Source organism: Oerskovia sp. NPDC056781 (genome assembly GCF_042789955.1).
Classification (GTDB): domain Bacteria; phylum Actinomycetota; class Actinomycetes; order Actinomycetales; family Cellulomonadaceae; genus Oerskovia; species Oerskovia rustica.
On record NZ_JBHUAD010000027.1, the window covers coordinates 15,819 to 27,269 of the forward strand.

The following is an 11,451-nucleotide window of genomic DNA, read 5'->3' on the forward strand; positions in this document are numbered from 1 at the left end:
CGCCGTCGGGCGCGTCGCCGGTCCTGAGCGGCCGTGCGCACGGGTGAATCCGGCTCCCACCTGGAAAGACATGACATATCTCCTGGGGGGACCCCGCCCGGCTCCACTAGGTTTGTCCGTATGGCCCACGAACCTGAGCCCCGCGACCAGCTCCCACCCCTTGCCGACGCAGCGCCCGCGTACCCCGCAGCGCCTGCCGCGCCCGTCCTCGCCCCTGCGACGCCCGCGCCCCCGACCCACGCGGCGGGCACGGCCCCTGCGCTGTCGGTCCGCGGGCTGTGGAAGAAGTTCGGCGAGAAGATCGCCGTGGCGGGCATCGACCTCGACGTCCCGGCGGGCTCGTTCTACGGGCTCGTCGGCCCCAACGGCGCGGGCAAGACGACCGCGCTGTCGATGGCCACGGGACTGCTGCGCCCGGACTTCGGCTCGGTCCACGTGCACGGCCTGGACCTGTGGGCGAACCCGCTCGAGGGCAAGCGCCTGCTCGGCATCCTCCCGGACGGCGTACGCCTGTTCGACCGGCTCACGGGCGCCCAGCTCATCACGTACGCGGGCCTGCTGCGCGGCATGGACCGTGAGACGGTCGCCGAGCGCACCGCGGACCTGCTCGAGGCCCTGGGCCTGGCGGCCGACGCGAACACGTTCGTGGTCGACTACTCGGCGGGCATGACCAAGAAGATCGCGCTGGCCTCGGCGCTGATCCACGCCCCGAACCTGCTCGTGCTCGACGAGCCGTTCGAGGCCGTCGACCCGGTCTCCGCGGCCAACATCCGTGAGATCCTCAACGGCTACGTCGCGAGCGGCGGCACCGTGATCGTGTCCTCGCACGTCATGGACCTGGTCCAGCGCATGTGCGACCACGTCGCGGTCATCGCGGGCGGGCACGTGCTCGCGGCCGGCACCGTGGACGAGGTCCGCGCGGGCCAGAGCCTGGAGGACCGCTTCGTCGACCTGGTCGGCGGGCGCCAGACCACGGAGGGGCTGTCGTGGTTGCGCACCTCGTAAGGCTCAAGCTCACCCTTCTGCGCAACACGCTCAAGAAGAGCGTGTGGCAGACGGTGGGGCTGGTCCTCGGCATCCTCTACGGGCTGGGCGTCATCTCGATGGCCCTGATCGGCCTGACGGTCCTGGGCACCACGGCCCCCGAGATGGCGGGCCAGATCATCACGATCGTCGGGTCGGTCGTCGTGCTCGCGTGGTGGATCGTCCCGCTGTTCGCCTTCGGCGTGGACGCGACGCTCGACCCGCAGCGCTTCGTGACGTTCGCGGTGCCGCAGCGCCAGCTCCTCGCGGGACTCGCGGTCGCGGGTCTCGTGGGCATCCCGGGGATCGTGACGCTCGTCGCCTCGGCCGGCACGGCGCTCGCGTGGTGGCGTTCGCCGCTCGCGGCCCTGGCCGCGCTCGTGGGCGCGCTGCTCGCGGTCGCGCTGTGCGTCGTCGGGTCCCGTGCGACGACGACCGCGCTCGCCCCGCTGCTCGACTCACGGCGCTACCGCGAGGTCCTGTCGATCGCGGCGTTCGTGCCCCTCATGCTCGCGGGTCCGATCATCGGCTGGGCGACGTCGGCGATCGCGCGCGGCCAGGAGGTGCTGCCGGTCGTCGCGGACGTCCTGGGGTGGACGCCGTTCGGGGCGCCGTGGGCGGTCGCGTCCGCGGTGTCCGACGGCGCCTGGGGCCTTGCGCTCGCCCGGCTCGCCATCGCGGTGGTCGTCCTGGTCGCGGCGTGGGTCGTGTGGGACCGCGCACTCGCCAAGGCCCTGGTCGCGCCGCACGGTGGCGCCTCGGCCGGCAAGTCGAAGGGGCTCGGCTGGTTCGACCGGTTCCCGGCGACGCCCGTGGGCGCCGTGGCGGCGCGCTGCCTGACGTACTGGTTCCGCGACCCGCGCTACTCGGGTTCGATCGCCGTGGTCCCGCTGCTCCCCGTCCTGCTGTGGTTCGTCGGGTCGAGCATGGGGACAGGCGGCGGGGACGGGTTCAAGGAGCTCATGCTCGTGCTGGGCCCTGTCACGGCCTTCACGTTCGGGTTCTCGATCTCGGCGGACGTCGCGTACGACCACACCGCGTTCTGGACGCAGGTGTCGTCGGGCGTGAGCGGGTTCGCGGACCGGGCGGGTCGTGTGCTCGCGGCCGCGGTCATCGGGGTGCCGGTGGTGCTCGTGTTCGCGGTGGCCTCGGTCGCCTTCACGGGCCGGTGGGACCTCCTGGTCGCCACGATCGGGCTGAGCCTGGGCGTGCTGGGTGCGGGGCTGGGTGTGTCGAGCGTGGTCTCGGCACGCCTGCTCTACCCGGTGCCCAAGCCGGGGGACAGCCCGTTCAAGTCGCCGCAGGGTGCCGCGATGGCCACGCTCGTGGCGCAGATGATCACCATGCTGGTCCTCACGGCCCTGTGCCTGCCGGCCGCGGGGCTCGCGCTCACGAACGTCCTGACGGGGGCGGCGGTCTGGGGCTGGCTCACGCTCGTCGTGGGCGTCGGTCTCGGGGTCGTCTTCCTCGTGGTGGGCATGCGCTGGGGCGGCCGCCTGGTCGACCAGCGGGGCCCGGAGCTCCTCCAGCAGGTCATGAGCTACAAGTAGGCGTCTCCTGCAGCGGCCCGACGGCGCCGCTCGCCCAGGTGCGCCCGTGCCGCAGTGCACGTGGCCGCCCGGGGCGGGCGGCGCCGTCGGGCCGTCTGCCTGCCGACCGCCCCCTCGGCGCGAGCGGCCCGCGCGGTGGCTCGGCGTAGACTCAGGCCCCGTGGCTCTAACAATCGGCATCGTCGGCCTGCCCAACGTCGGCAAGTCCACCCTCTTCAACGCCCTGACGCGCAACCAGGTCCTCGCCGCGAACTACCCGTTCGCGACGATCGAGCCGAACATCGGCGTCGTGTCCCTCCCGGACCCGCGGCTGGACAAGCTCGCGGAGATCTTCGGCAGCGAGCGCATCCTGCCCGCGACCGTGTCCTTCGTGGACATCGCGGGGATCGTCAAGGGTGCGAGCGAGGGGGAGGGGCTCGGCAACAAGTTCCTCGCGAACATCCGTGAGGCGGACGCGATCTGCCAGGTGACCCGCGCGTTCGACGACCCCGACGTGATCCGCGTCGAGGGCTCGACGGACTCGGCGGACGACATCGAGACCATCAGCACCGAGCTGATCCTCGCGGACCTCCAGACCCTCGAGAAGGCGCTGCCGCGCCTCGAGAAGGAGGTCAAGATCAAGAAGGGCGACCCCGTCCTGCTCGCCGCGGCCCAGAAGGCGCAGACGCTGCTCGAGCAGGGGATCACCCTGTTCCAGGGCGCGAGGTCCGCCGGGCTGGACCTGGCCGAGATCGCGAGCCTGCAGCTCATGACGGCCAAGCCGTTCATCTACGTCTTCAACACCGACGACGCGGGCCTCGTGGACGAGGACCGCAAGGCCGAACTGCGCGCCCTCGTCGCGCCGGCGCAGGCGATCTTCCTGGACGCCAAGTTCGAGTCCGAGCTCGTCGAGCTCGAGCCCGAGGAGGCGGCCGAGATGCTCGCCGAGACGGGCCAGGAGGAGTCGGGCCTCGACCAGCTCGCGCGCGTCGGCTTCGACACGCTCGGCCTGCAGACCTACCTCACGGCCGGGCCCAAGGAGTCGCGCGCCTGGACGATCCGCAAGGGCTGGACCGCTCCGCAGGCGGCCGGGGTCATCCACACCGACTTCGAGCGCGGCTTCATCAAGGCCGAGGTCATCTCGTTCGACGACCTCGTCGAGACCGGCTCGGTGGCGGCGGCCCGTGCGGCGGGCAAGGCCCGCATCGAGGGCAAGGACTACGTCATGGTCGACGGGGACGTCGTGGAGTTCCGCTTCAACGTCTGACGCCGTTCGAGGGCCGTGCCTCGGCGGGGCTGAGACGTCCGACACATTCGTCACTTCTGGGACGGGTGCCACCGCATCGTGAGACGCGGGCGGCGCCCGTCCTGTGTTTCCGGTCCGTTACGTACCGGTTTCACCGGGTATCGAACGGGAAACAGCACCGTACCGGCCAGTATCAACTCGGTAACGATCGACCGCTCGAAAGGTGCAACCGGGTGAAGTCGCCCATCTTGGTCGGTACCGTTGCCCCAAACCAATGGTGGGTCTCCCGCGAGTGTCGCCGAGCTCCGCGCGCAGTGCTGCTGCGGAGCGCGTCGACGGGGAACCCACCATCCCCTTGAGGAGGAACATTGAAGATCTCACGGAAGTCTGCGGCTGTCGCAGCCGTGGCGGCGAGCGCACTGGCGCTCTCCGCGTGCGCCGGTGGGTCCGGCGACGGCAACAGCGACGGCGCGGGCATCAACGACAGCGAGAGCGTCAACATCGCGTGGAACCAGCCGTTCTACTCGTACAACGGCAACTCCATGACCGGTAACGCCACGGCGAACAACGTCGTGCTGTACCTCATGCGTGCCGGCTTCAACTACTACGACGAGGACCTGAACCTGGTTCAGGACGAGTCGTACGGCACGTACGAGAAGGTCTCCGACGACCCGCTGACGATCAAGTACACCTACGCCGACACCGCCGGCTGGTCCGACGGCGTCGCGGCCGGCCCCGCCGACCTCCTCCTCGAGTGGGTTGCCCAGACCGGCAAGTACAACACCGTCGAGCCGCAGTACGACGAGGAGACCGGAGAGGTCACCAACCAGGCCGAGGTCGACGCCGGCGTCTACTTCGACGCCTCGTCCCCGGGCATCTCGCTCGTCACCGACGTCCCCGTCATCGAGGACGACTCGATCACGTTCACCTACTCCAAGCCCTTCGCGGACTGGGAGACGGCGATCGCTCCGAACCTCCCGGCACACGTCGTGGGCCAGCGCGCGCTCGGCATCGAGGACGCTGCCGAGGCGAGCGACGCCGTCGTCAAGGCCATCGAGGACGGCGACATCGCGAGCCTGCAGAAGATCGCGAACGTCTGGAACAAGGACTTCAACTACACCGAGCTGCCCGACGACGAGAACCTCTACCTCTCGAGCGGCGCGTACGTCATGACGGACTTCGTCAAGGACCAGTACGTCACGCTGAAGGCCAACGAGTCGTACAAGGGCGAGCACAAGGCCGGAATCGACCAGGTCACCATCCGCTACAACGGCGACCCGATGGGCCAGGTCCAGGCGCTGCAGAACGGTGAGGTCGACCTCATCAACCCGCAGTCCACGGCTGACATCCTCTCCGCAGTCGGTGCGCTCGACGGCGTCAAGGTCGAGTCCGCGACCGAGGGCACGTACGAGCACGTCGACCTGCAGTTCTCCAACGGCGGGCCGTTCGACCCGGTCAACTACGGTGGCGACGCCGAGAAGGCCAAGAAGGTCCGCCAGGCGTTCCTCAAGACGATCCCGCGTCAGCAGATCATCGACAACCTGATCAAGCCGCTGAACCCGGACGCCGAGATCCGCAACTCGTACACCACGGTCCCCGGCTCGCCCGCGTACGACGACATCGTCGCCGCGAACGGCCAGTCCCAGTACGACGAGGTCGACATCGAGGGCGCCAAGGCGCTCCTGGCCGAGGCCGGCGTCACCTCGCCCGTCTCCGTCCGCCTGCTGTTCGACCCCAACAACACGCGTCGCGTGAACCAGTCGCAGCTCATCACCGAGTCGGCTGCCCTCGCGGGCTTCACGGTCACCCCGTACCAGGTCCAGACGGACTGGGGCACCGACCTCAGCAGCGCCAAGTCGTTCTACGACGCGGCACTCTTCGGCTGGCAGTCCACCTCGACCGCCGTGACCGAGTCGGACGCGAACTACCGCACCGGCGCGACGAACAACCACTACGGGTACTCCAACCCCGAGGTCGACGCGCTGTTCGACCAGCTCCAGACCGAGACGGACCCGGCTGAGCAGACCCGCATCCTCGGTGAGGTCGAGAAGCACCTCGTCGACGACGCGTTCGGCGTGACCATCTTCCAGTTCCCCGGCGTCACCGCCTGGAACGAGTCCAAGATCTCGGGCGTCAAGCCGCTCACGATCGCCCCGGGCATCTTCTACGGGTTCTGGGACTGGACGACCGGCAACGCCGAGGCCAGCAAGTAGTACCGACTCCGTCAGGTGAGACGAGTCGCTCGCGGGGAGGGTGCGATCCCCTCCCCGCGAGCGCGTAAGATCTCCTCGGTCGGAGACGACGAGAGGGCGCCGGAAGCACCCATCCGGCGCCCTCGCGCGTGCCTGCACACGCCGGCCAGAACTTCCCGCCGTGCATCAGCTGCCGGACCGCGGAATAGAATGACTCGCTGATCGCGAGTCCTCAGTCGTCTGCGAGGTTTACCCCAACGTGTTGACGTTCATTACGCGCCGCCTTCTGGCCGGCATAGCCACGCTGTTCGTGGCCATCTTCTTGATGTACCTCCTGGTCGATCTCGCGATCGACCCCTTGGCCGACCTCCGTGAGTACCGCGGAGCGGACAAGGCGGCTCGCATCGCCGCCCGCGAGGACATGCTCAACCTCGACACCAACGTCGTGGTGCGCTTCTTCCAGTGGCTCGGCCACGCCTTCCAGGGAGACTTCGGCATCGCCTGGCGCTCCGGGCAGGACGTCGGCACGATGGTCTCCCACGCGATCGGCTCGACCCTCCAGCTCGTGACGGCCGCCACGGTCCTCTCGCTGATCCTCGGTGTCTCGGTCGGTATCGTCAGCGCCCTGCGCCAGTACGCGACGTTCGACTACCTGATCATCTTCCTGTCCTTCCTGCTCTACTCGCTGCCCTCGTTCTGGGTCGCGGTGCTGCTCAAGCAGTGGGGCGCCATCGGGTTCAACGACTTCCTCGCGGACCCCGCGCTGTCGATTCCTGTCCTGATCGGCATCGCAGCGCTCATGGGCCTGCTGTGGGTGCTCGCGATCGGCGGTTCGGTCACTCGCAGGCTGCAGACCTTCGGTCTCGCCTTCGTCGCCACGCTCGGTGTCATGCTCTACGTCCAGCTCACTGACTGGTGGTCCAAGCCGCAGCTGGGCCCGGTGCTGATCGCCATCACCGGAGTCGGCTTCGCGTTCGCCCTGACGGCGCTCTCCGCGGGCCTCAAGAACCGTCGCGCCCTCTACACGGCGCTCGCGACCGTGGCGATCGGCGTCGCCCTCTACTACCCGCTCCAGGGCTTCTTCGACTCGGTCGCCCCGACCCACCTCATGATGTTCGGCCTCGCGATCGTCGCGATCGGCGTTGGCGTCCTGGTCGGCTTCCTGTTCCGCGGACCCGACTGGGGAGTCTCCGCGCGCACCGGTGGCATCACGGCGTTCGTGGTCGCGGCCATGATCTACGTCGACCGCGTCATGGAGGTCTGGCCCGCGTACGTCAACTCGAACGCCATCAACGGCCGCCCCATCGCGACGTTCGGTGACCGGACCCCGAACCTCGGCGGCAACTACTGGGTGCAGGTCCTCGACCAGTACACGCACCTGCTGCTGCCGACCCTGACGCTGATCCTGGTCGCCTTCGCGGGCTACACGCGGTACTCGCGCTCGAGCATGCTCGAGGTCATGAGCCAGGACTACATCCGCACGGCTCGGGCCAAGGGGCTGAGCGAGCGCACCGTCATCATGCGCCACGGCTTCCGCAACTCGCTGATCCCGCTCGCGACGATCGTCCCGATCGACGTCATCACCCTCATCGGTGGTGCGGTCGTCACGGAGCGGATCTTCAACCGGCCGGGCATGGGCGCGCTCTTCCTCAACTCTCTCCAAGAGGCTGAGATCGAGCCGGTCATGGCCTACCTCCTGATCACCGCTGCGCTCGCGATCATCGCCAACATCGTGGCGGACCTGATCTACGCTGCCCTCGACCCACGAATTCGGGTGAACGCATGAGTACCCCTCAGAACCCCCAGAACGGCGACGACTCGGTCACCATCGAGAACGCGATCGAGCTCAAGGACGTCGAAGGTCTGTCCCAGGGACAGATCGTCCGCAGCCGGTTCTTCCGGCACAAGGGCGCCATGGTCGGGCTCGCGGTCCTGATCCTCGTCGTGCTGCTCGCCTTCACGTCGGTGGGCTTCGGACCGGTGCCAGGCTGGTGGCCGCAGGGGGCAGGATCGGGCAAGGTCATCAACTCGGGCGGAGCGCCCACGTTGAGCCTGCCCACCTGGCTCGGCGGCTCCGGCTTCGCCATCGGCGAGCACCCGTTCGGTCAGGACGAGAACGGGCACGACATGTTCTACTACGTCATGAAGGGCACCCAGACGTCGCTCGGGGTCATGTTCATCATCGGCACGATCGCCTGCGTGCTCGGTGTGCTCATCGGCTCGCTCTCGGGCTTCTTCCGCGGCCGCACGGACGGCATGCTCATGCGCTTCACGGACCTCGTCATCACGGTCCCCACCATCGTGATCGGTGCCGTCATCGGCAAGATGGCCGGCTCCCTGAGCGCGGCGATCTTCGGTGCGGCGCTCGGCCTGATCCTGTGGCCGAGCCTGGCCCGACTGGTACGCGGTGAGTTCCTGAGCCTGCGTGAGCGCGAGTTCGTCGACGCCGCGCGGGTCGCCGGGGCGTCCAACACCCGCATCATCTTCAAGCACATCCTGCCGAACGCGATCGGTGTCATCATCGTCGCGACGACGCTGCTCATGAGCTCGGCGATCCTGCTCGAGACCGCGCTGAGCTACCTGGGCTTCGGGATCGTGGCCCCCGACATCTCGCTCGGCCAGCTCATCAGCCAGTACCAGTCGTCGTTCGCGACGCGCCCCTGGCTGTTCTGGTGGCCCGGTCTGTTCATCGTCGTCATCGCGCTCTGCATCAACTTCATCGGTGACGGGCTGCGCGACGCGTTCGACCCGCGTCAGAAGCGGATCCCCTCGCAGAAGAAGATGGACCGCGCCGCCTCGCACGAGACCACCGTCCCGATGCAGGCCCAGGGTGGCCACGTCGGCCTGGGCGGCGGGAGCTGACATGACCGGCCTCACGTCACCGGTACCGACGACCCCCCTCGGGGTGCCGTCGGTACCGGTGGCGTGCTCAGCCGAGCTGCGGTGCGAGCACTCCGAGCGCCGTGAGCACCACGAGGCCCGCGAGGGTCGCGACGTGCCACGTCGTGCGCGGCGTCAGCCCGTGGTCGTCGCCGTCGAGGTGGCCCGCGGAGCGAAGAGCCTCGTAGCGCTCCCCGATCACCAGCGCCACCGCGTCGGCGTTGGCACCGCTGACCAGCCGGTCACCGACCATGCCCTTGGCGGGGTCGACCGTGCGGGGATTGCGCAGCCTCGCCACGGAGCCGCTGCTGGCGGGTGCGGCCCAGGCCGTGAAGGTGCCGCTCGTCGTCGTCACCTTGAGCGCGAGGTGCGAGTCCACGCTCCGGAAGGTGGGCCATGGGACGTGCACGGTGCGCAGCACGTTGCGCAGCACGATCTCGCCGTCGCTCACCTGGACCTCGGGGTACCAGAAGAGCGCCCAGACGACCAGCACCGCGAGCAGCGGCCACGCGCCGTAGCGCAGTACTTCTTCGACGCCCCCCGACGTCGCGAGGCTGACCAGGGTGACGAGCGCGACCAGCGCTGCGGCACCGGTCAGTATCCGGCCGTACGTCGACCTGAAAACGTGTGTGGGTCCCATGGGCCCATACTCCCAGAGATGCAGACATCGACCGGAGCGCTGACCAGCGCCGACGTCCGTCGCATACAGGAAGGATCCTGATACCTGTGGCAATCGAGACAGCACCCCAGGCGGCACCGGCGCCCACCGGCGAACCCGTGCTGACCGTCCGTGACCTCGGCGTCGACTTCTACGTCGACGGCGAGTGGTTCCCCGCTGCGTCCGGCGTCAGCTACGACGTCCACCCGGGCGAGGTGCTCGCGATCGTGGGCGAGTCCGGTTCGGGCAAGACGCAGTCGTCGATGTCCCTCATCGGTCTGCTCCCGCCGAACGGTCGGGCGACCGGCAGCGCGAAGCTGGGCGACCGTGAGCTCATCGGGATGTCCACGAGCAAGCTCCGCCACATCCGTGGCAAGGAGATCTCGGTGATCTTCCAGGAGCCCATGACGGCGCTCAACCCGGTGTACACCGTCGGGTTCCAGATCGTCGAGACGCTGCGCACGCACTTCGACATGGGTCCCAAGGACGCCAAGAAGCGCGCGATCGAGCTGCTCACGCTCGTGGAGATCCCCGACCCGGCGCGCCGGTTCGACTCCTACCCGCACCAGCTCTCGGGTGGTCAGCGCCAGCGCGCGATGATCGCGCAGGCGCTGGCGTGCGACCCGCGCCTGCTCATCGCCGACGAGCCGACCACGGCTCTCGACGTCACGGTCCAGGCCGAGATCCTCAAGCTCATGCGTGACCTGCGTCACCGCATCGACTCGGGCATCATCCTCATCACCCACGACATGGGCGTCGTCGCAGACATGGCGGACCGCATCCTCGTCATGAAGAACGGCCTGGTCGTGGAGGAGGGGACGGCGGCGCAGATCTTCTCCTCGCCCCAGCACCCCTACACGCAGCGTCTGCTGGACGCGGTCCCGCACCTGGGCACGGCACGTGCCGAGGTCGTCGAGCCCGCGCAGCCGGTCGTCGACGAGCGCCCGGTCGTGCTCGAGGCCAAGGACATGGTCATCGAGTACCCGGGTCGTGGCCGCGCACCCGGCTTCCGCGCCGTCGACGAGGTCAACCTGACCATCCGTCAGGGCGAGGTCGTCGGTCTGGTGGGCGAGTCCGGGTCGGGCAAGACGACGATCGGCCGCGCCGTGGTCGGGCTCCTGCCCGTCACGGGTGGCGAGCTGTCGATCGTCGGCCAGAACATGGTCGGTGCGCGCTCGCGCGACCTGCGTCCGCTGCGCAACCAGGTCGGGATCGTCTTCCAGGACCCGGGCTCGTCGCTCAACCCGCGTCTGCCGATCGGCGAGTCCATCGGCGAGCCCCTCATGCTCCACAAGGGCATCAAGGGCAAGGCGTTGAGCAACGAGGTCGAGCGTCTCCTCGACCAGGTCGAGCTGCCGCGGGCGATGCGCAACCGCTACCCGCACGAGCTCTCGGGCGGTCAGCGTCAGCGCGTGGGCATCGCGCGTGCGCTCTCGCTCGAGCCCAAGCTCCTGGTCGCGGACGAGCCCACGTCGGCGCTCGACGTGTCGGTCCAGGCGAAGGTGCTCGACCTGTTCCAGGACCTGCAGCGCGAGCACGGCTTCGCGTGCCTGTTCATCTCGCACGACCTCGCGGTCGTCGAGATCCTGTCCGACCGGATCGCGGTGATGCACCACGGCAAGCTGGTCGAGGTCGGGGACACGGCGCAGGTCGTCAACTCCCCGCGGCACGACTACACGCGTCGCCTGCTGGCCGCGGTGCCCGTCCCGGACCCCGAGCAGCAGCGCGTTCGCCGCGAGGCCCGCGACCTCCTGCTCGTCAACGAGGCCAAGGACATCGCCCAGGACGAGTCGAGCGAGGTCGACGCGCTCCTGCGCTCGCAGGTCGACCGCCGCGAGAACATCGAGGGCGACCGCATCCCGCAGCAGCCCTGACCTCGCACAGCACGGGTGAGATGCCCGACGACGGCACGCGCCGTCGTCG

The 11,451-nt window shown here is 69.0% G+C and carries 8 protein-coding genes; 7 read left to right on the forward strand and 1 reads right to left on the reverse strand.

Annotated elements, in window-relative coordinates; genetic code table 11:
- Window positions 1-120 precede the first annotated feature (120 nt).
- The 6 genes from ACFRCR_RS04360 to ACFRCR_RS04385 all read left to right on the forward strand — a co-directional run bounded on the left by ACFRCR_RS04360 (window position 121) and on the right by ACFRCR_RS04385 (window position 8,852).
- Window positions 121-1,005 carry an ABC transporter ATP-binding protein gene (locus ACFRCR_RS04360; RefSeq protein ID WP_377675783.1) on the forward strand — a complete coding sequence of 295 codons (885 nt, stop codon included), beginning with the start codon at window positions 121-123 and terminating at the stop codon, window positions 1,003-1,005.
- Window positions 987-2,573 carry a hypothetical protein gene (locus tag ACFRCR_RS04365; RefSeq protein ID WP_377675784.1) on the forward strand — a complete coding sequence of 529 codons (1,587 nt, stop codon included), beginning with the start codon at window positions 987-989 and terminating at the stop codon, window positions 2,571-2,573. The genes ACFRCR_RS04360 and ACFRCR_RS04365 overlap by 19 nt, the downstream gene beginning before the upstream one ends.
- A gap of 160 nt (window positions 2,574-2,733) precedes the next feature.
- Window positions 2,734-3,819: a redox-regulated ATPase YchF gene (gene ychF, locus ACFRCR_RS04370; protein WP_377675785.1), complete on the forward strand. Its 1,086-nt coding sequence runs from the start codon at window positions 2,734-2,736 to the stop codon at window positions 3,817-3,819.
- A gap of 347 nt (window positions 3,820-4,166) precedes the next feature.
- Complete coding sequence (locus ACFRCR_RS04375) at window positions 4,167-6,011, forward strand: ABC transporter family substrate-binding protein (RefSeq protein WP_377675787.1); 1,845 nt, start codon at window positions 4,167-4,169, stop codon at window positions 6,009-6,011.
- Window positions 6,012-6,249: 238 nt separating this feature from the next.
- Window positions 6,250-7,776, forward strand: coding sequence for an ABC transporter permease (locus ACFRCR_RS04380; protein ID WP_377675788.1), 1,527 nt, complete (start codon window positions 6,250-6,252; stop codon window positions 7,774-7,776).
- Window positions 7,773-8,852 (forward strand): ABC transporter permease, encoded by a 1,080-nt coding sequence (locus tag ACFRCR_RS04385; RefSeq protein WP_377675790.1) that lies wholly within the window; start codon window positions 7,773-7,775, stop codon window positions 8,850-8,852. The genes ACFRCR_RS04380 and ACFRCR_RS04385 overlap by 4 nt, the downstream gene beginning before the upstream one ends.
- Window positions 8,853-8,919: 67 nt before the next feature.
- On the opposite strand, the gene ACFRCR_RS04390 is transcribed toward ACFRCR_RS04385, so the two are convergent.
- Window positions 8,920-9,510: a hypothetical protein gene (locus tag ACFRCR_RS04390; RefSeq protein WP_377675792.1), complete on the reverse strand. Its 591-nt coding sequence runs from the start codon at window positions 9,508-9,510 to the stop codon at window positions 8,920-8,922.
- A gap of 86 nt (window positions 9,511-9,596) precedes the next feature.
- Here ACFRCR_RS04390 and ACFRCR_RS04395 point away from each other — a divergent pair, with 86 nt between their 5' ends.
- A complete protein-coding gene (locus tag ACFRCR_RS04395) occupies window positions 9,597-11,402 on the forward strand; it encodes an ABC transporter ATP-binding protein (protein ID WP_377675793.1) in 1,806 nt (601 codons plus the stop codon).
- Window positions 11,403-11,451: the final 49 nt, after the last annotated feature.

Bases quoted from the DNA above. Each gene is read 5' to 3' on its own strand.
- ACFRCR_RS04360 (WP_377675783.1), top strand. From the start codon at position 121: ATGGCCCACGAACCTGAGCCCCGCGACCAGCTCCCACCCCTTGCCGAC.
- ACFRCR_RS04385 (WP_377675790.1), top strand. From the start codon at position 7,773: ATGAGTACCCCTCAGAACCCCCAGAACGGCGACGACTCGGTCACCATC.
- ACFRCR_RS04390 (WP_377675792.1), bottom strand. From the start codon at position 9,510: ATGGGACCCACACACGTTTTCAGGTCGACGTACGGCCGGATACTGACC.